General features: G+C 68.9%; 4 protein-coding genes. All 4 read left to right on the forward strand.

Annotated elements, in window-relative coordinates:
* Window positions 1-4,347: non-ribosomal peptide synthetase (locus EX88_RS0120630; protein WP_031373873.1), on the forward strand; the 4,347-nt coding region annotated here is incomplete at its 5' end.
* Complete coding sequence (locus EX88_RS0120635) at window positions 4,337-7,723, forward strand: non-ribosomal peptide synthetase (RefSeq protein WP_031373874.1); 3,387 nt, start codon at window positions 4,337-4,339, stop codon at window positions 7,721-7,723. The genes EX88_RS0120630 and EX88_RS0120635, both read left to right, overlap by 11 nt.
* Window positions 7,720-14,535 (forward strand): non-ribosomal peptide synthetase, encoded by a 6,816-nt coding sequence (locus tag EX88_RS0120640; RefSeq protein ID WP_051885368.1) that lies wholly within the window; start codon window positions 7,720-7,722, stop codon window positions 14,533-14,535. The genes EX88_RS0120635 and EX88_RS0120640 overlap by 4 nt, the downstream gene beginning before the upstream one ends.
* On the forward strand, window positions 14,528-22,440 hold a 7,913-nt coding region (locus tag EX88_RS0120645; RefSeq protein ID WP_152566391.1), incomplete at its 3' end, for an amino acid adenylation domain-containing protein. The genes EX88_RS0120640 and EX88_RS0120645, both read left to right, overlap by 8 nt.

Genomic DNA, 22,440 nt, shown 5'->3' on the forward strand with positions numbered 1-22,440 from the left:
ACCAGCGTGCTGCTCGGCGGCGAGCCGATCGGCAAGGCGATGTGGGACAAGCTCAAGGCGTCGCCGAGCATACATTTCCACAATATGTATGGCCCGACCGAGTGCACGGTCGACGCGACCATCGGCAGCATCCGCGACGCGGTCGGCGGCCCGAGCATCGGTCGTCCGATCGCCAATACGCCGGCGTATCTGCTGGATAGCCGCGGCGAGCCGGCGCCGGTCGGCGTGCCGGGCGAGCTGTTCCTCGGCGGCGTGCAAGTCGCACGCGGTTACCTGGATCGCCCGGAGCTGACCGCCGAGCGTTTCCTGCGCGATCCGTTCTCGACCGAAGCCGATGCGCGCATGTACAAGACCGGCGATCTCGGCCGCTGGCGCGCCGACGGCACGATCGAATACCTGGGCCGCAACGATTTCCAGGTCAAGATCCGTGGTTTCCGCATCGAACTCGGCGAGATCGAAGCGCGCCTGGCCGCCTGCGACGGTGTGCGCGAAGCGGTGGTGGTGGCACGCGAAGACGACGGCGGCGACAAGCGCCTGGTGGCCTATGTGGTGGCGGAGCAGGGCGCCGAGATCTCGGTGACGAACCTGCGCGAAGCGCTGGCCCGCGACTTGGCCGAGTACATGATCCCGAGTGCATTCGTCACTTTGGAGTCGTTGCCGTTGACCCCGAACGGCAAGCTGGATCGCAAGGCTTTGCCGTCTCCGGATCAGTCCGCGCTGGCGAGCCGCGAATACGAAGCGCCGCAAGGCGAGACCGAGCAGGCCATCGCCGGGGTTTGGCAGGACCTGCTCGGGATCGAGCGGGTCGGCCGCCACGACCACTTCTTCGAACTGGGCGGGCATTCGCTGCTGGTCATCAGCCTGATCGAACGCCTGCGCCAGTGCGGCCTCAACGTCGACGTGCGCACCGTGTTCACCACTCCAGTGCTGAGCGTGCTGGCCGGCAAGATTGCCGGCGAGGCCGAAGCGCCGGCGGCGGAGGTCGCGCCGAACCTGATCGTCGCCGGCACCACCGCGATCACTCCCGAGCTGTTGCCGCTGGTGACGCTAAGCCAGACCGAGATCGATGCCATCGTCGCCACCGTGCCCGGCGGCGCCGGCAACGTCCAGGACATCTACCCGCTGGCGCCGCTGCAGGAAGGCATCCTGTTCCACCACATGCTCGAGAACGACAGCGGCGGCGATACCTATCTGCTGCGCACCGTGCTCGGTTTCGACGGCCGCGAGCGCATGGACGCGTTCCTCGATGCCTTGCAGCAAGTCATCGACCGCCACGACATCCTGCGCAGCGCGGTGATCTGGCAGGGCCTGCCGCAGCCGGTGCAGGTCGTGTACCGGCAGGCGCCGTTGCCCCTGCACGAGGCCGAACTGTCGGCCGATTCGCCGGCCCTGCCGCAGTTGCTCGCCCACACCGACCCGCGCCGCATGCGCCTGGACCTGCAGCGCGCGCCGATCCTGGCGGCGTTCCGTGCCCAGGACCCGGACAGCGGCGAATGGCTGCTGGCCTTGTTGCGCCACCACGTCAGCGGCGACCACGTCGCCATGGCGCTGATCCTGTCGGAGATCCTGGCGTTGTTGCAGGGTCGCGGTGAGGAGCTGCCGGCGAGCCTGCCGTACCGCAATTTCATCGCCGCCACCCGCGCAGTGCCGGAGGCCGAACACGAGGCCTGGTTCCGCGAGCAGCTCGGCCATGTCGACGAGCCGACCGCGCCGTTCGGCGTGCTCGATGTGCAGAGCAGCGGCGAACAGGCGCGCGAAGCGCGGATCGTGTTCGACGACACGCTGGCGCGGCGCATCCGCGAGCTCGCGCGCGAGCGCGGCGTGACCCCGGCGGTGCTGTTCCACGTCGCCTGGGCGCAAGTGCTGGCGCGCTGCAGCGGCCGCGACGAAGTGGTGTTCGGCACGGTGCTGTCGGGCCGCCTGCAAGGTTCGGAAGGCGCGGACCAAGTGGTCGGCATGTTCCTCAACACCTTGCCGATCCGCATCCCGGTCGGCGGCGAAGCCGTGGCCGAGGCGGTGCGCGACACCCACCATCGGCTCAGCGAACTGCTGGCCCACGAGCAGGCCTCGCTGGCCCTGGCCCAGCGGTGCAGCGCGATCGCGCCGCCGTTGCCCTTGTTTACCGCCTTGCTCAACTATCGCCACAGCCACGAGCCCGGCAACGCCGCCGAGGAGCAGGCCATGGCCGAGGCCTGGGACGGCGTGTACGTGCTCAAGGACGACACCCGCAACAACTATCCGCTGACCATGTCGGTCGAGGACCTCGGCCAGGGCTTCGGCCTGACCGCGCTGTCGGTGCCGGGCATCGACGGCCCGCGCGTGGTCCGCTACATGCAGACTGCGATGGAGTCCTTGATCGGCGCGCTCGAAGCCGGCGGCGACACGCCGTTGCAGGCGTTGCCGATCCTGCCGGTCTCCGAACGCGAGCAAGTGCTGGGCGAGTTCAACGATCTGCGCGCGGATGCGGTGTACGACCGCACGATGCATGCCTTGTTCGAGGCGCAGGTGGCTTCCGTGCCGGAAGCCGAAGCGCTGTTGGTCGAAGACGAGGTGCTGAGCTATGGCGAACTCAACCGTCGCGCCAACCGGGTCGCGCACCGTCTGATCGCGCTCGGCGTCAAACCCGACGACCGTGTGGCGATCTGCACCGAACGCAGCGTGGCGATGATCGTCGGCCTGCTCGGCGTGCTAAAAGCCGGTGCTGCTTATGTGCCGCTGGACCCGAGTTATCCGATCGAGCGATTGGCTTACATGCTGGAGGACAGCCGTCCGATCGCTTTGCTGACCCAGTCGGCCTTGCGCGCGGCGATGCCGATGCTGGAATCGTCGCCACTGCCGCTGGTGGTGCTCGACGACGAGTCGTTGGTCGAGCAGAGCGAAAGCAATCCAAGCATCGCTGGCCTGACGCCGCGCAATCTGGCCTACGTGATCTATACCTCGGGTTCGACCGGTCAGCCCAAGGGCGTGATGGTCGAACACCGCTCGGCGGTGAACTTCTGGCGGGCGATGGGCGAAACGACCCATCGCGAACTGGGCGCCGGTTCGCGCGTGGCTTTGAACGCCGCGTTCTCGTTCGACATGTCCTTGAAGGGCATCCTGCAACTGTTGTCGGGCCACGCCCTGGTGCTGATCCCGCAAGCGATCCGCGCCAACGGCCCGGCGATGCTGGAGTTCATCGACCGCTACCGCATCGACGCGTTCGACAGCACGCCCTCGCAGTTGGAGGTGTTGCTGGCGGCCGGCCTGATCGGCAAGCCCGGTCACCAGCCGACCAGCGTGCTGCTCGGCGGCGAGCCGATCGGCAAGGCGATGTGGGACAAACTGCAGGCCTCGCCGAGCATCCACTTCCACAACATGTACGGCCCGACCGAGTGCACGGTCGACGCCACCATCGGCAGCATCCGCGACGCGGTCGGCGGGCCGAACATCGGCCGACCGATTGCGAACACGCCGGTGTATCTGCTCGACGCGAGCGGCGAGCCGGTGCCGGTCGGCGTGCCGGGCGAGCTGTTCCTCGGCGGCGTGCAAGTCGCACGCGGCTATCTGGATCGCCCGGAGCTGACCGCGGAACGTTTCGTCCGCGATCCGTTCTCGGCCGAAGCCGATGCGCGCATGTACAAGACCGGCGACCTCGGCCGCTGGCGTGCCGACGGCACGATCGAATACCTGGGCCGCAACGATTTCCAGGTCAAGATCCGCGGTTTCCGCATCGAGCTGGGCGAAATTGAAGCGCGCCTGACCGCCTGCGACGGCGTGCGCGAAGCGGTGGTGATAGCCCGCGAAGAAGACAGTGGCGACAAGCGCCTGGTGGCCTATGTGGTGGCGGAGCAGGGCGCCGAGATCGCGGCGACCAATCTGCGCGAAGCGCTGGCCCGCGACCTGGCCGAGTACATGATTCCCAGCGCGTTCGTCGCCCTGGAGTCGTTGCCGTTGAACCCGAACGGCAAGCTCGACCGCAAGGCCTTGCCGTCGCCGGACCAGTCGGCCTTGGCCAGTCGCGAATACGAAGCGCCGCTCGGCGAAGTCGAGCAGACCCTGGCCGAGATCTGGCAGGACTTGCTCGGGATCGAGCGGGTGGGGCGTCACGACCACTTCTTCGAACTCGGCGGCCACTCGCTGCTGATCATGCAACTGGCGATCCGGGTGCGTGAGCGTTTCGAGGTCGAGATTCCGCTGCGCACCCTGTTCGAGCAGCCGACCTTGTCCTTCCTCGCCGGGCTGGTGGTGTCGGCGCAGATCGAATCCTTCGCCGAGAGCGACGTCGCCGACATCGAGCAGTCGCTCGGCGAACTGAGCGAGAGCGAGTTGTTGGCCCTGTTGTCGGAGGACGCAGTCGATGAACGATGAGCAAAGCGTTAAGCTCGAACAGCTGCGGCGCGCCGTGGCCCTGCAGCAGTTGCGCAAGCGCGAGGGCGCGCGCCGCGAGACGGTGGTCACGCCGCCGATGCAGCGCGCCGATCGCGCTGCGACCCTGCCGTTGTCGTGGGCGCAGCAGCGCATGTGGTTCCTCGACCGTCTCGACCACGCCGCCAGCGCCGCCTACCACATGCCGGTGGCGCTGCGTCTGCGCGGTCGTCTGAATCGCGATGCGCTGAAGGCCACCCTCGACCGTCTGGTGGCGCGCCACGAGAACCTGCGCACCCGCTTCGTTGCCGTCGACGGCACCCCGGCGCAGATGATCGACCCGTCCGAGCGCGGTTTCGACTTGATCGAAGAAGACCTTAGCGGCTTGTCCGCCGATGCGCGCGAAGCGGCGGTGGCCGAACGCGGCCTGGCCGAGGCGCATGCCTTGTTCGACCTCACTGCCGGACCGCTGGTGCGCGGGCGCCTGTTGCGCCTAGCCGACGACGAACACGTGTTGCTGGTCACCCAGCACCACATCGTCTCCGACGGCTGGTCGCTCGGCGTGCTGGTCAAGGAAGTGACCGCGCTGTACACCGCTTTCAGCCAGGGCCAGGACGATCCGCTGCCGCCGTTGGCGATCCAGTACGCCGACTACGCCGCGTGGCAGCGGCAGTGGCTGCGGGGCGAGACCCTGCAGCAGGAAATCGAATTCTGGCGCGAGCGCCTGAGCGGCGCGCCGGCGCTGTTGGAGCTGCCGACCGACCGGCCGCGCCCGGCCGTGCAGAGCTATGCCGGCGATCGCTTCGACCTGCAGATCCCGGCGGCGTTGACCGCGAGCCTGCGCGCGCTGTCGCAGCGCCACGGCACCACCTTGTTCATGACTTTGCTCGCGGCCTGGGCGACCCTGTTGTCGCGCCTGAGCGGTCAGGACGAAGTCGTCATCGGCACCTCGGTGGCCAACCGCCGCCGCAGCGAGCTGGAACCGCTGATCGGCTTATTCCTCAACACCCTGGCGTTGCGCGTCGACCTGCAGGGCGAGCCGAGCACGGCCGAGCTGCTGCAGCGGATCAAGGCGACCACGCTCGACGCCTATGCCCACCAGGACCTGCCGTTCGAGCAGGTGGTCGAGGCGCTGCAGCCGCAGCGTTCGCTCAGCCACAGCCCGATCTTCCAGACCATGCTGGCGTTCAACAATACCGCCGCCGGCGGCGTGTTGCGCCTGCCGGAACTGGAACTGTCGGCGATCGACACGCCGCGCCAGACCGCGCATTTCGACCTGGAACTGGCGGTCAACGACACCGGCGAGGCGCTCGAAGCCAGCTTCGCCTATGCCACCGACCTGTTCGACCGCGCCACCATGCAGCGCTACGCCGGGCATCTGCTGAGCCTGCTCGAAGCGATGACGGCGGACGACAGCGCCACGGTCGCGCGTCTGCCTTTGCTGGATGCGGCCGAACGCGAGCGTCTGCTGAAGACCTGCAACGACACCGTCGCGGCCTATTCGCAGGACCGTTGCGCGCACGAGCTGTTCGAAGCGCAGGCTGCGCGCACGCCTGAGGCGGTCGCGCTGATCTGCGGCGAGACCCGGCTCAGCTACGCCGAACTCGAGCGCCGTGCCAATAGACTGGCGCACCGCTTGATCGCGCTCGGCGTGAAACCCGATGATAGCGTCGCCATCTGCACCGAGCGCAGCGAGGCGATGGCGATCGGCCTGCTCGCCACGCTCAAGGCCGGCGCGGGCTACGTGCCGCTGGAGCCGACTTATCCCGACGAGCGCCTGGCCTACATGCTCGGCGACAGCGCACCGGTTGCGGTGCTGGTGTCGCCGTCGCTGCGCGGCCGCATCGAGGCCTTGTCGCCGACCGCGAGCCTGCTCGCTCTCGACGAAAGCCAGTGGTCGGACGGCGCCGAAGACGCCCCGCAAGTCGCCGCGCTGACGCCGGCGCATCTGGCCTACGTCATCTACACCTCGGGTTCGACCGGGCGCCCCAAGGGCGTGATGGTGCATCACCAGGGCCTGGTGAATTATCTCGAACACGCGCGGCGCGAATACCTCGGCGCGGCGGTGCAGGGCGCGCTGGTGGCGACGCCGTTCGGCTTCGACGCCACTGTGACCAGCTTGTTGACGCCGTGGCTCGCGGGCAAGCCGGTGGTGCTGCTGGCCGAACAAGCGCAAGTTTGCCTGGGCCAGCTGCTCGACTATGCCGGGCATGAGCAGCCGTGGTTGTTCAAGCTGACCCCGGCGCATCTGGACGCGCTGTCCAATCTGGCCGCCGTGCCGGTGTCTGCGACCGCGCACGTGCTGGTGGTCGGCGGCGAGCAACTGACCCGCCGCGGCCTGCAGCGTTTCCGCGATCGCGTGTTGCCGGCCTCGGTGGTGATCAACGAATACGGCCCGACCGAAACCGTGGTCGGCTGCACCGTTTACGTCAGCGAGGCCGGCGAGGCGCCGTCCGCCGCCGACGCGGTGCCGATCGGCCAGCCGATCGCCAACACCCGCATCTATCTGCTCGACCGCCTCGGCGCGCCGGTGCCGGTCGGCGTCGCCGGCGAAGTGCATATCGGCGGGGTGCAGGTCGCGCGCGGCTATCTCGGCCGCCCCGAACTGAGCGCGGAGCGCTTCCTCGACGACCCGTTCGTGGGCGTCACGGGTGCGCGCATGTACCGCACCGGCGACCTCGCGCGCTGGAGGACCGACGGCGAGCTCGAATACCTCGGCCGCAACGATTTCCAGGTCAAGATCCGCGGCTTCCGCATCGAACTCGGCGAAATCGAGACGCGGCTCGCTGCCTGCGCCGGCGTCGCCGAGGCGATCGTGATCGCCCGCGAAGACAGCCCCGGCGATCAACGCCTGGTCGCTTACGTCCTGGCCGAGAGCAGCGCCGTGCCGCAGCCGGGTGAACTACGCGAAGCGCTGGCGCGCGAGCTGGCCGAATACATGCTGCCGAGCGCCTTCGTGGTGGTCGAGGCCTGGCCGCTGACCGCGAACGGCAAGCTCGACCGCGCCGCGTTGCCGTCGCCGGACGCCTCGGCGGTGGCCGCGCGCGCCTATGAAGCGCCGCAGGGCGAGGCCGAACTCGCCGTTGCCGAAGTCTGGCAGGCCCTGCTCGGGGTCGAGCGGGTCGGCCGCCACGACCAGTTCTTCGCACTTGGCGGCCACTCGCTGCTGGCGATGGTGCTGATCGAGCGCCTGCGCCAACGCGGCTACAACGCCGACATCGGCGCGGTGTTCACCGCACCGAGCCTGAGCGAACTCGCGCAGCGCCTGGTGCCGGTCGCCGGCGCCGCCTCCGACGCCTACCAGGTGCCGGCCAATCTGATCCCCGACGCGTTCGCCGCCTCCGGCGCGGACGCGGACACCGAGGAATTCCAAGTATGAGTCTCGACGAACTGCTGGCCCGATTGCGCGAACTCGGCGTCGCCGTGCTGGTCAAGCAAGGCGAATTGTCGATCCGCGCGCCGCGCGGCGCGATGGGCCCGGAACTGCTGGAGCAGCTGAAACTGCACAAGCCGGCGCTGCTGGCGATGGCGGTCGAGGACGGCGTCGATCTGGCCGGCGGCGGCCGCGAGCAGGCGCCGGCCAGGATCACTCCGGAGATGCTGCCTCTGGTGCGGCTGAGCCAGGAGCAGATCGACGGCATCGTCGCCGCCGTGCCCGGCGGCGTGGCCAACATCCAGGACATCTATCCGCTGGCGCCGTTGCAGGAAGGCATCCTGTTCCATCATTTGCTCGAAGGCGAGGACGGCGGCGATACCTATCTGCTGCGTTCGGTCGTAGCCTTCGCGGCGCGCGACCGCCTCGACGCCTTCCTCGGCGCGTTGCAGGCGGTGATCGATCGCCACGACATCCTGCGCAGCGCGGTGCGCTGGCAGGGCCTGACCGAGCCGGTGCAGGTGGTGCACCGCCGCGCACCGTTGCCGCTGGCGGAGCTGACCCCGGACGCCGGCGAGACCGCGATGGACTGCCTGCTGCGGCGCAGCGATCCGCGCCGCCACCGCATCGACCTGCAGCGCGCGCCGAACCTGGCCGCGCAGATCGTGTTCGATGGCGACAGCGGCGAATGGCTGCTGGCCCTGCTCAACCATCACATGGTCTGCGACCACGTCACGATGGAGCTGATCCTCGGCGAGATCCATCTGCTGCTGCAGGGGCAGGGCGCCTTGCTGCCGGCGCCGTTGCCGTACCGCAATTTCATCGCCCGCACCCGCGCCGTCGGCGATGCCGAACATGAGGCCTATTTCCGCGCGCAGCTGGGCCATATCGACGAAGCCACTGCGCCGTTCGGCGTGCTCGACGTGCAGGGCGACGGCGCCGCCGTGGCCGAAGCGCGAGTCGAATTCGACGACGCGCTGGCCTCGGCGATCCGCGAAGCCGCGCGCAACCACGGCGTGACCCCGGCGGTGCTGTTCCATGTGGCCTGGGCACAGGTCCTGGGCCAGTGCTGCGGCCGCGACGAGGTCGTGTTTGGCACGGTGCTGTCCGGCCGCCTGCAGGGCGCCGACGTGGCCGAGAACGTGGTCGGCATGTTCATCAACACCTTGCCGATGCGGGTGGCGTTGGCCGGGGTCGAGGTCGGCGACGCGGTCCGCGAGGCCTACCGTGCGCTCGGCGAGCTGCTGGCCCACGAACAGGCGTCGCTGGCGCTGGCCCAGCGCTGCAGCGGCGTGCGCGCACCGACGCCGTTGTTCACCACCTTGCTCAACTACCGCCACAGCCACCAGGAAAGCGCCGCCGAGTCGGAAGACACCGCGCGGGTCTGGGCCGGCATGCGCCGCATCGGCGGCGAGGACCGCACCAATTACCCGCTGACGATGTCGGTCAACGACCGCGGGCAGGGCTTCGGCCTGTCGACCCTGGCGGTGCCGGGCATCGACGGCCCGCGCCTGATGGCCTATCTGGAAACCGCGGTGCGCGCGCTGGTCGATGCGCTCGCGCATGAGCCGCAGCGTGCATTGCGGGGCCTGCCGGTGTTGCCGGCGTCCGAGCGCGAGCAAGTGCTCGGCGGCTTCGGCGCCGCCCGCGCCAGCTTCCGCAGCCAGGACAGCATCCACGGCCTGTTCGAGGCCCAGGCGACGCGCGATCCCGACGCCGTTGCGCTCAGCTTCGACGGCGCCCGCCTGAGCTACGGCGAACTCAACTGCCGCGCCAATCAGGTCGCGCACCGTCTGCTCGAACTCGGCGTGCGCGCCGACGACCGCGTCGCGATCTGCATCGGGCGCGGTTTCGACATGCTGGTCGGCGTGCTCGGCATTCTCAAGGCCGGCGCCGGTTACGTGCCGCTGGACCCGGTGTACCCGGCCGACCGCCTGAGCTACATGCTCGGCGACAGCGCACCGGTGGCGGTGTTGACCTCGGCCACCCTGCGAGATGAGTTGCCCTTGCTCGGCGAAACGAACGCGCCCTTGCTGGTGCTCGACGACGGCTCGCTTGCCGACCGGCCCGTGCACGATCCGGCGTTGGCGGTCGAGCCCGGTCATTTGGCCTATGTGATCTATACCTCCGGCTCGACCGGCCAGCCCAAGGGGGTGATGGTCGAACACGGCCACGTCGTGCGCCTGTTCGCGGCCACACGGCCGTGGTTCGAGTTCGGTCGCGACGACGTCTGGACCCTGTTCCACTCGTTCGCCTTCGACTTCTCGGTCTGGGAAATCTGGGGCGCGCTGTTCCACGGCGGCCGCCTGGTGGTGGTGCCGGAACTGTGCGCGCGCACCCCGGCCGAGTTCTACGAACTGCTCGCCGAGCAAGGCGTGACCGTGCTCAACCAGACCCCGAGTGCGTTCCGCGCGCTGATCGCGGCGCAGGCGCGCAGCGATCGGTCGCATGCGCTGCGCGCGGTGATCTTCGGCGGCGAAGCGCTGGAGCTGCACACCCTGGCGCCATGGATCGAACGCAACGATTGCGAACGCACGCAGTTGATCAACATGTACGGCATCACCGAGATCACCGTGCACGCGAGCTATCGGCGCATCCGCGCCGAGGACGTGCGCCAGGCCCGCGGCAGCGTGATCGGTTGCGCGATCCCGGACCTGCAGCTGTACGTGCTCGACGGTCAGTTGCAGCCCGTGCCGGTCGGCGTGGCCGGCGAGTTGTACGTCGGCGGCGACGGCGTCGCCCGCGGCTATCTCAACCGCGCGGAACTCAGCGGCGAGCGCTTCCTGCGCGATCCGTTCTCGGCTTCGCCGCAGGCGCGGCTGTACAAGACCGGCGACCTCGGCCGGTGGTTGCCCGACGGCGATCTCGAATACCTCGGCCGCAACGACTTCCAGGTCAAGATCCGCGGGTTCCGCATCGAACTGGGCGAAATCGAAGCCAAGCTGGCCGCTTGCGCCGGCATCGCCGAGGCGGTGGTGATCGCGCGCGAAGACCAGCCGGGCGACAAGCGCCTGGTGGCGTATTTCATCGCCGCCGACGGCGCCGAGCCGGGCGCGGCCGAACTGCGCGAAGCGCTGGCGCGCGAGCTGGCCGAGTACATGATCCCGAGCGCCTTCGTGCGCCTGCAGGCCTTGCCGCTGACCGCGAACGGCAAGCTCGACCGCAAGGCGCTGCCGGCGCCGGACCAGGCCTCGGTGTCGAGCCGGAGCTTCGAGGCGCCGCAAGGCGAGACCGAGCGCGTCATCGCCCAGGCCTGGCAGGAACTGCTGGGCCTGGAACGGGTCGGCCGCCATGATCATTTCTTCGAGCTCGGCGGCCACTCGCTGCTGTTGATCGGCCTGATCGAGCGTTTGCGCCAGCACGGCCTGTCGGTCGACGTGCGCAGCGTGTTCGCCGCGCCGACCCTGAGCGCGCTCGCAGCGCGCGCGGACGCTGCCAACACGCCGGACGAAGCCACGGTGCCGGCCAACCGCATCGGTGCCGATACCGTCGCCATCACCCCGGAGCTGTTGCCGCTGGTGGCGCTGGAACAGGCGCAGATCGACGCCATCGTCGCCGCGGTCCCGGACGGGGTCGGCAACGTTCAGGACATCTACCCGCTGGCGCCGCTGCAGAAGGGCATCCTGTTCCACCACCTGCTCGAGAACCAGAGCCAGGGCGACACCTATCTGCTGCGCTCGGTGGTGGCCTTCGACGGCCGCGAGCGTCTCGACCGTTTCCTCGGCGCCCTGCAGCAAGTGATCGATCGCCACGACATCCTGCGCAGCGCCGTGCACTGGGACGGCCTGCCGCAACCGGTGCAAGTGGTGCAGCGGCGCGCGCCGCTGCCGGTCACGGAAGTGGCGCTGGCTGCGGGCGAGGCGGCCTTGCCGCAGTTGTTGGCGCACAGCGACACCAACCGCATCCGCCTCGATCTGACCCGGGCGCCGGTGATGGCCGCGCAGATCGCTTTCGACGCCGAGTCGGGCGAATGGCTGCTGGCCCTGCTGACCCACCACATCGTCGAGGACAACTACTCCAAGCAGCTCATGCTCAAGGAAGCCGAGCTGTTGCTGCAGGGGCAGGGCGCGCTGTTGCCGGCGCCGATGCCGTACCGCAATTTCATCGCCCGCACCGTGGCCGCGCCGGAACAGCGCCATGAGCCCTGGTTCCGCGAGCAGTTCGGCGACGTCGACGAGCCGACCGCTCCGTTCGGCGTGCTCGACGTGCAGGTCGACGGCGCCCGCGCCAACGAGTCGCGGGTCGAGTTCGCCGATGCCTTCGCCGTGCGCGTGCGCGAAACCGCGCGTCACTGGGGGGTGACGCCGTCGGTGCTGTTCCACTTGGCCTGGGCCCGCGTGCTCGGCCAGTGCAGCGGCCGCGACGACGTCGTGTTCGGCACCGTGCTGTCGGGCCGCATGCAGGGCTCGGAAGGCGCCGACCAGGTGGTCGGCATGTTCCTCAACACCTTGCCGGTGCGGGTCGGCCTGGCCGGACGCAATGTCGGCCAAGCCGTGCGCGACACCTATGGCTTCCTCGGCGAGCTGCTGGAGCGCGAGCAGGCTTCGCTGGCGTTGGCCCAGCAGTGCAGCGCGATCCTGCCGCCGTTGCCGCTGTTCACCGCTTTGTTGAACTATCGCAACCGCCGCGAGGTGCGCCAGGGCGACACTCGCGACGCCGATGCGGCCTGGGAAGGCATGCGCCTGATCGGCGGCGACGCCCGCAACAACTATCCGTTGACCCTGTCGGTGGAGGACCGCGGCGAAGGTTTCGGCCTGACCCTGTTGTCGGTGGCCGGCATCGACGGCCCGCGCGTGGTCCGCTACATGCAGACCGCGATGGAGTCCTTGATCGCCGCGCTCGAAACCGGCGGCAAGACCTCGCTGCTGAGCCTGCCGATCCTGCCGGGCGCGGAGCGCGAGCAGGTGCTGCGCGAGTTCAACGATCTGCGTGCCGATGCGGTGCATGACCGCACGATTCATGCGCAGTTCGAGGCGCAGGCGGCTTCCACGCCGGATGCCGAAGCGCTTTTGGTCGAAGACGAAGTCCTGAGCTACGCCGAACTGAACCGCCGCGCCAACCGGGTCGCGCACCGCTTGATCGCGCTCGGCGTTAAACCCGACGACCGGGTGGCGATCTGCACCGAGCGCAGCGTGGCGATGATCGTCGGCTTGCTGGGTGTGCTCAAGGCCGGTGCGGCCTACGTGCCGTTGGACCCAAGCTATCCGATCGAGCGCCTGGCTTACATGCTCGAAGACAGCCGGCCCATCGCGCTGCTGACCCAGTCGGCCTTGCGTGCGGCGATGCCGATGTTGGAGTCGTCGCCGCTGCCGGTGCTGGTGCTCGACGACGAGTCGCTGGCCGAGCAGAGCGAAAGCAATCCGAGTATCGAAGGCCTGACACCGCGCAACCTGGCCTATGTGATCTACACCTCCGGTTCGACCGGCCAGCCCAAGGGCGTGATGGTCGAGCATCGCTCGGCGGTGAACTTCTGGTGGGTGATGGGCGAGACCACTCATCGTGAACTGGGCGCCGGCTCGCGCGTGGCCCTCAATGCGGCGTTCTCGTTCGACATGTCCTTGAAGGGCATCCTGCAACTGTTGTCGGGTCATGCGCTGGTGCTGATCCCGCAGTCGATCCGCGCCAACGGCCCGGCGATGCTGGAGTTCATCGATCGTTACCGCATCGATGCCTTCGACAGCACACCCTCGCAGTTGGAGGTATTGCTGGCGGCCGGCCTGATCGGCAAGCCCGGTCATCAGCCGACCAGCGTGCTGCTCGGCGGCGAGCCGATCGGCAAGGCGATGTGGGACAAGCTCAAAGCGTCGCCGAGCATCCACTTCCACAATATGTACGGCCCGACCGAGTGCACGGTCGATGCGACCATCGGCAGCATCCGCGATGCGGTCGGCGGCCCGAATATCGGCCGTCCGATTGCGAATACGCCGGTGTATCTGCTCGACGCGCGCGGCGAGCCGGTGCCGGTCGGCGTGCCGGGCGAATTGTTCCTCGGCGGCGTGCAGGTCGCACGCGGCTATCTGGACCGACCGGAGCTGACCGCCGAACGTTTCCTGCGCGACCCGTTCTCGACCGAAGCCGATGCGCGGATGTACAAGACCGGCGACCTCGGCCGCTGGCGCGCCGACGGCTGCATTGAATACCTGGGCCGCAACGATTTCCAGGTCAAGATTCGCGGTTTCCGCATCGAGCTGGGCGAGATCGAAGCACGCCTGACTGCCTGCGACGGCGTGCGCGAAGCAGTGGTGATCGCACGCGAAGAAGACAGCGGCGACAAGCGCCTGGTGGCCTATGTGGTGGCGGAGCAGGGCGTCGAGATCTCGGTGACCAACCTGCGCGAAGCGCTGACCCGCGACTTGGCCGAGTACATGATCCCGAGCGCGTTCGTCGCTTTGGAGTCGTTGCCGTTGACCCCGAACGGCAAGCTCGACCGCAAGGCCTTGCCGTCTCCGGATCAGTCCGCGCTGGCGAGCCGCGAGTACGAAGCGCCGCTCGGCGAAGTCGAGCAGACCCTGGCCGAAATCTGGCAGGACTTGCTCGGGATCGAGCGGGTCGGTCGTCACGACCATTTCTTCGAACTGGGTGGGCATTCGCTGCTGATCATGCAATTGGCGATCCGGGTGCGCGAGCAGTTCCATGTGGAAGTGCCGTTGCGGGATTTGTTCGAACGTCCGCTGCTGTCGGTGCTGGCCGATGCGATCAAGGCCTTGCAGGTCGAGGTCTTCCTCGGCGACGAGCTCGGCGACATGCAGGTCGAGTTGGATTCGATGTCGGAAGACGAATTGCGCAAGCTGCTGGAAAGGGAATCCGTAGATGAATAAGCAGGACCAGGCTCTGGAAGAGCTGAAACAGGCGATTTTGCGCAACCGGCTCAAGAAACGCATCGAACAGCGCGGCGACGACCTCGCCGCGCCTACGATCCCGCTCGCCGACCGCAGCGCGCCGCTGCCGCTGTCGTGGGCGCAGCAGCGCCTGTGGTTTCTCGATCGGCTCGACCCGGCCGCCAGCGCCGCGTATCACATGCCGGTGGCGCTGCGCCTGAGCGGGCGCCTGGACCGCGCCGCGCTCAAGGCCACCCTCGACCGCCTGATCGCCCGCCACGAGAACCTGCGCACCTGCTTCGTCGAAGTCGACGGCGTGCCGACCCAAGTGGTCGCCTCGGCCGAGCGCGGCTTCGCTCTCGACGAACAAGACCTCGGCGCGCTGGCGCCGGACGCGCGCGAAACCGCCATCGCCGAACTCGGTGCGACCGAAGCGCGGGCGCCGTTCGACCTCGCCGCCGGCCCCTTGATCCGCGGCCGTCTGCTGCGTCTGGCCGACGACGAGCACGTGTTGCTGCTGACCCAGCACCACATCGTCTCCGACGGTTGGTCGATCGGCGTGCTGGTACGCGAAGTCACCGCGCTCTACAGCGCTTTCAGCCAGGGCCAGGCCGATCCGCTGCCGCCGCTGGCGATCCAGTACGCCGACTACGCGGTCTGGCAGCGCCGATGGCTGCAAGGCGATGCCTTACAGGGGCAACTGGATTTCTGGCGCGGCCATCTCGGCGGCGCACCGGCCTTGCTGGAATTGCCGAGCGACCGGCCGCGCCCGCCGGTGCAGCGCTATGCCGGCGGCCGCGTCGATCTGCGCTTGACCCCGCAGCTGACTGCGTCCCTGCATGCCTTGTCGCAACGTCACGGCACGACCATGTTCATGGTCCTGCTGGCGGCGTGGGCGACCCTGTTGTCGCGCCTGAGCGGTCAGGACGAAGTCGTCATCGGCAGCCCGGTGGCCAACCGCCGCCGCAGCGAAGTCGAGCCCTTGATCGGCTTCTTCGTCAACACCATCGCCTTGCGCATCGATTTCAGCGGCAAGCCCGACGTCGCTGCCTTGCTGGCCCAGGTCAAGGCCGCCACGCTCGGCGCCTACGCCCACCAGGACGTGCCGTTCGAGCAGGTCGTGGAAGCCCTGCAGCCCGCGCGCAGCCTCAGCTACGGGCCGGTGTTCCAGACCATGCTGGCGTTCAACAACACGCCGGGCAACAGCGAACTGAGCTTGCCGGGCCTGAGCCTGGAAATGCTCGGCACCTCGCGCTACACCGCGCATTTCGATCTGGAACTCGGGCTGCGCGAGATCGACGGCGCAGTCGAGGGCAACATCGGCTACGCCAGCGATCTGTTCGATCACGCCACCATCGAGCGTTATGCCGATTACTTCGTCAGCGTGCTCGAAGGTTTGGCCGCCGAAGGCGCCGAGCCGGTCGCGCGCCTGCCGCTGATGGCCGCCGCCGAACGCGAGCGCGTGCTCGAAGGCTTCAACGACAGCGCGGTCGAGTTTCCGCCGCAGCGCGTGCTGCACCAGTTATTCGAGCAGCAGGCCCAGCGCACCCCGGATGCCTGCGCATTGGTATTCGAGGAGAACCGCCTCGGTTACGCCGAACTCAACCGCCGCGCCAATCGGGTCGCGCATCGCTTGATCGCGCTCGGGGTGAAACCCGACGACCGCGTCGCGATCTGCGCCGAGCGCGGGCCGGAGTTGGTGGTCGGCGTGCTCGGCATCCTCAAGGCCGGCGCCGGCTACGTGCCGCTCGATCCGGCCTATCCCGACGAACGCCTGGCCTACATGCTCGGCGACAGCGCACCGCTGGCGCTGCTGAGCCAATACAGCCTGCTCGCCGAGGTGCCAGCCCTGGCCGCTTCTCGCGTGCCGCTGATCGACCTCGACGGTGCCGCACTCGCTGCCGAGCCCGAGCACGATCCGCTCGTCGCCGGCCTGACGCCGGACCATTTGGCCTACGTCATCTACACCTCGGGCTCGACCGGCCAGCCCAAGGGCGTGGCGATGCCGCAAGCGCCGCTGGTCAACTTGATCGATTGGCAGTGCCGCGACCAGGCCGGTCGCGCCGTCGGCGAGAAGGTGCTGCAGTTCTCCGCGCTCGGTTTCGACGTCGCCTTCCAGGAACTGTTCTACACGCTGGCCTCGGGCGGTTGCCTGATGCTGTTGCGCGAGGCGACCCGCCAGGACCCGTTCGCGCTGGTCGATTTCATCAAGCGCCACGAGGTGCAGCGGATCTTCCTGCCGTTCGTGGCCTTTCAGGGATTGGTTGCGGCCGCCGAGCGCAATGGCGAAGCCTTGCCGTCGCTGACCCGCGTGGTCACCGCCGGCGAGCAGTTGTTCGTCAACCCGGCGATCCGCAGTTTCTTCGCCCGCGTCCCCGGACGCGAGCTGCACAATCATTACGGCCCGACCGAAAGCCACGTCTGCACCGCCCACACCTTGTCCGGCGACCCGATGACGTGGCCGGCGACCCCGCCGATCGGCGCGCCGATCGCCAATGCGCGCATCTACCTGCTCGACGGCGAGCGCCAGCCGGTGCCGCCCGGCGTCAACGGCGAGATCTATATCGGCGGCGCCTGCCTGGCGCGCGGTTATCTCGGCCGCCCCGAACTCAGCGCCGAGCGCTTCCTGGCCGACCCCTTCGTCGCCGACGCCGATGCGCGCATGTACAAGACCGGCGACCTCGGCCGCTGGCTGCCCGACGGCACCGTCGACTACCTCGGCCGCAACGATTTCCAGGTCAAGATCCGCGGCTTCCGGGTCGAGCTCGGCGAAATCGAGGCGCGTCTGTGCGCCTGTGCCGGCGTGCGCGAAGCGGTGGTGACCGCACGCGACGACCAGACTGGCGGCAAGCGCCTGGTGGCGTATCTGCTGGCGGAGCAGGGCGCCGACGTGTCGGCAGCGACCTTGCGTGCCGCGCTGGCGCGCGATCTGGCCGAATACATGCTGCCGTCTGCGTTCGTCAGCCTGGACGCCTGGCCGATGTCGCCGAACGGCAAGCTCGACCGCAGGGCGCTGCCGGCGCCGGACCAGTCCGCGCTCGCGCTGCGCGAATACGAAGCGCCGCAGGGCGAGCTCGAACAGACGGTGGCCCGGGTCTGGTGCGAACTGCTCGGGCTGGAACGCGCCGGGCGTCAAGACCAGTTCTTCGAACTCGGCGGGCATTCCCTGCTTGCGGTGCAGTTGGTCACGCGCCTGCGCGAGGCACTCGGCGTCGAACTCGCGCTGCGCGAGGTGTTCGCCCATCCCGGCCTCGCTGCAATGGCCGCGGCGCTGGCCGGCGCCGGCCGTGCCGACGACAGCGCCATCGCCTTGGCCGACCGCAGCGGCGCTTTGCCGCTGTCGTGGGCGCAACAGCGTCTGTGGTTCCTCGACCAGCTCGACCGCGCCGCCAGCGCGGCCTATCACATGCCGGCGGCGCTGCGCCTGAGCGGCACGCTCGACCGCGGCGCGCTCAAGCGCACCCTCGACGGCATCGTCGCCCGTCATGAAAACCTGCGTACCTGCTTCGTCGATGGCGGCGGCACGCCGGTGCAGGTGATCGCGCCGGCCGAGGTCGGCTTCGCCTTGATCGAACACGACCTTACAGACGTCGCTGTGGGTGCGCGCGACGCCGCGGTCGCCGCACTGGCCGCGCAGGAAGCGCAGGCGCCGTTCGATCTCGCCGTCGGCCCCTTGATCCGCGGCCGTCTGCTGCGGCTGGCCGACGACGAACACGTGCTGCTGGTCACCCAGCATCACATCGTCTCCGACGGCTGGTCGCTCGGTGTGCTGGTGCGCGAAGTCAGCGCGCTCTATGCGGCGTTCCACGAAGGTCGCGCCGATCCCTTGCCGCCCTTGCCGATCCAGTACGTCGACTACGCTCTGTGGCAACGGCAGTGGCTGCAAGGCGAGACCCTGCAGGCGCAGCTGGATTTCTGGCGCGAGCATCTGCGCGGCGCACCGGCTTTGTTGGAACTTCCGGCCGACCGTCCGCGCCCGCCGTTGCAGAGCTATGCCGGCGACCGCGTCGCGTTGAGCCTGTCGCCGGCGCTGACCGCGTCGCTGCGCGCCTTGTCGCAGCGCCACGGCACCACCTTGTTCATGACCTTGCTGGCCGCGTGGTCGGTGCTGTTGTCGCGCCTGAGCGGGCAGGACCAGGTCGTCATCGGCAGCCCGGTCGCGAACCGCCAGCGCGCCGAAGTCGAGCCGCTGATCGGCTTCTTCGTCAACACCCTGGCCCTGCGCGTCGACCTGAGCGCGGCGCCGAGCGTGGCCGAGCTGCTGGCGCAGATCAAGGCCACCACCCTGGACGCCTATGCGCACCAGGATGTGCCGTTCGAGCAGGTGGTCGAAGCGGTGCAGCCGGCGCGCACGCTGAGCTACAGCCCGCTGTTCCAGAGCATGCTGGCCTTCAACAACACCCCCGACGGCGGCGCCCTGGAACTGCCGGGGCTGAGCCTGGAAGCGGTCGGCGGCGCCCGCCACACCGCGCACTTCGACATCGAGCTGGCGGTCACCGATGCCGGCGCCACCCTTGAAGGCAATCTGGCTTTCGCCACCGATCTGTTCGAGCGCGCGACCATCGAGCGCTATGCCGGGCACTTCGTCCGTTTGCTCGAAGGCATGGTCGGCGACGATACGCGTACGGTCGATGCCTTGCCACTGCTCAGCGCCGACGAGCGTGAGCAGGTGCTGCGCGGTTTCAACGCTACCGACGTCGACTACCCGCACGACCGTTGCATCCACGGCGTGTTCGAGCAGTGGGCGGCCGAGCGTCCGACCGCGATCGCCGCGCGTTTCCAGGGGCGCAGCCTGACCTATGCCGAACTCGACCGCAGCGCCAACCGTCTCGCCCACCGCCTGATCGCGCTCGGCGTGCAACCCGACGACCGCGTTGCCATCTGCGCCGAACGCGGCCTGGAACTGGTGGTGGGCCTGCTCGCCATCCTCAAGGCCGGCGCCGGCTACGTGCCGCTGGACCCGCAGCATCCCGACGAACGCCTGGCCTTCATGCTCGCCGACAGCGCGCCGCGCGCGCTGCTCGCGCCGGCCGCCTTGCGCGAGTCGGTGGCCGCGCTGGCACAGGCCGAGGCCGCCTTCGTGGCCATGGACGGCATCGCCGATGCGCAATCGCCGTCGCCGCTCGACCTCGCGCCCGACGTGGCCGGGCTCGGCTCGCGCCATCTGGCCTATGTGATCTACACCTCGGGTTCGACCGGCCTGCCGAAGGGGGTGATGGTCGAGCACCGCAACGTGCTGCGCCTGGTCATCAACAACGAATGCGCGCAGTTCGGCGTCGACGATGTCATCGGCCTGTGCGCGAACCCAGCCTTCGACGCGTCGACCTGGGAGCTGTGGGGCGCCTTGCTCAACGGCGCGCGCCTGGAAGTGATCGCCGCCGACGACGTGCTGGAACCGGCTCGCTTCGCTGCGGCCCTGATCGACGGCGGCGTGACCGCGCTGTGGCTGACGGTTGGTCTGTTCAACGAATACGTCGATGCCCTGGCGCCGGCCTTCGCCGGCCTGAACCATATGCTGATCGGCGGCGACGCGCTCGACCCGCGCAGTGTCGCGCGCGCGCTCGGCCGTGCGCAGCGGCCGCGGCGCCTGGTCAACGGCTACGGCCCGACCGAGACCACGACCTTCGCCACCAACTTCGAGATCGCCGCGGTCGCCGAGGGCGCACGCAGCATCCCGATCGGCAAGCCGATAGCCAACACCCGCGTGTACTTGCTCGACGCGCGCGGCGAGCCGGTGCCGGTCGGCGTCGCCGGCGAGCTCTACATCGGCGGCCCGGGCGTCGCCCGCGGGTATCTCAATCGCGACGAGCTCAGCGCCGAACGTTTCCTGGCCGACCCCTTCGGCGATGAGCCGGGCGCACGCCTGTACCGCAGCGGCGACCTCGGCCGCTGGCAGGCAGACGGCAGCATCGAGTTCCTCGGCCGCAACGATTTCCAGGTCAAGATCCGCGGTTTCCGCATCGAGCTCGGCGAGATCGAAGCACGCCTGACCGACTGCGCCGGCGTGCGCGAAGCGGTGGTGCTGGCGCGCGAAGACCAGCCCGGCGACAAGCGCCTGGTGGCCTATGTCATCGCCGACGACGGCGCCGAAGTCTCGGCGGCAGCGTTGCGCGAGGCCCTGGCCAAGAACCTGGCCGATTACATGCTGCCGTCGGCGTTCGTGAGCCTGGCCACGTGGCCGCTGACCGCTAACGGCAAGCTCGACCGCAAGGCGCTGCCGGCGCCGGATGCGTCGGCGGTGGCGGCGCGCGAGTACGAAGCGCCGCAAGGCGAGGCCGAAACCGCGGTTGCGGCGATCTGGTCCGAGCTGCTCGGCCTGGAGCGGGTCGGCCGCCACGACCATTTCTTCGAACTCGGCGGTCATTCCCTGCTCGCCGTGCAATTGACCACGCGCTTGCGCGAGAGCCTCGGTGCGGCGCTGGCGCTGCGCGAGGTGTTCGCGAGGCCGACCCTGGCGGCGATGGCCGCGGCTCTGTCCGGCGCCAAACGCACCGATGAAGCGGCGATCCCGCGCGCCGATCGCGCCGCGGCCTTGCCGCTGTCGTGGGCGCAGCAACGCCTGTGGTTCCTCGACCGGCTCGACCCGGCAGCGGGCGCGGCCTATCACATGCCGACCGCCTTGCGCCTCAGCGGCCGTCTCGACCGCGATGCGCTGAAGGCGACCCTCGATCGCATCGTCGCCCGCCACGAAAACCTGCGCACTCGTTTCGTCGAAATCGACGGGATCGCATCGCAATCGATCGCGCCGGCCGACCGCGGCTTCGACCTGGTCGAGATCGATCTGCGCGGCCTCGATGCCGATGCGCGCGAACGCGCGGTCGCCGAGCTCGGCGCCGAAGAAGCGCGCGCGCCGTTCGACCTCGCTGCCGGCCCGCTGATCCGCGGACGTTTGCTGCGCCTGGCCGCGGACGAACACGTGCTGCTGTTGACCCAGCATCACATCGTCTCCGACGGTTGGTCGCTCGGCGTGCTGGTCAAGGAAGTCACCGCGCTGTACGCGGCCTTCAGCCAGGGCCAGGACGACCCGCTGCCGCCGTTGCCGATCCAGTACGCCGACTACGCGCAGTGGCAGCGGCAATGGCTGCAGGGCGAAACCCTGCGCCGACAACTCGGTTTCTGGCGCGAGCACCTGCACGGTGCGCCCGCGCTGCTGGAACTGCCGACCGACCGGCCGCGCCCGCCGTTGCAGAGCTATGCCGGCGACCGCGTCGGCCTGAGCCTGTCGCCGCGACTGACCGCCGAGCTGCGCCAGTTGTCGCAGCGCCACGGCGCGACTTTGTTCATGACCTTGCTGGCGGCGTGGTCGAGCCTGTTGTCGCGCTTGAGCGGGCAGGGCGAGATCGTCGTCGGCAGTCCGGTCGCCAATCGCCAGCGCGCCGAGATCGAGCCGCTGATCGGCTTCTTCGTCAACACCCTGGCCTTGCGCATCGAGGTCGACGGACAGGCCAGCGTCGCCGATCTGCTCGGCCGTGTGCGCAGCACCATGCTCGACGCCTACGCCCACCAGGACGTGCCGTTCGAGCAGGTGGTCGAAGCGGTACAGCCGGCGCGCAGCCTGAGCTACAGCCCGCTGTTCCAGACCATGTTCGCGTTCAACAACACCCCGGGTGGCGGCGCGCTGCAGTTGCCGGGATTGGAGCTGGAAAGCATCGGCCGTCCGCTGCATACCGCCCACTTCGATCTCGAACTGGCCCTGGCCGACAGCGGCGACAGCCTGCAGGGCAATCTGTCCTTCGCCAGCGACCTGTTCGAGCGCGAGACCATCGAACGCTACGCCGGCTATTTCGTGAGTCTGCTCGAAGCCATGGTCGCCGACGCGCAATGCCCGGTCGCCCGCCTGCCGCTGCTATCGGCGGCCGAGCGCGAGCACGTGCTGGAAGACTTCAACGACACCGGTTTCGACTA

The sequence above is a fragment of the Lysobacter antibioticus genome (genome assembly GCF_000731095.1).
Taxonomy (GTDB): domain Bacteria; phylum Pseudomonadota; class Gammaproteobacteria; order Xanthomonadales; family Xanthomonadaceae; genus Lysobacter; species Lysobacter antibioticus_B.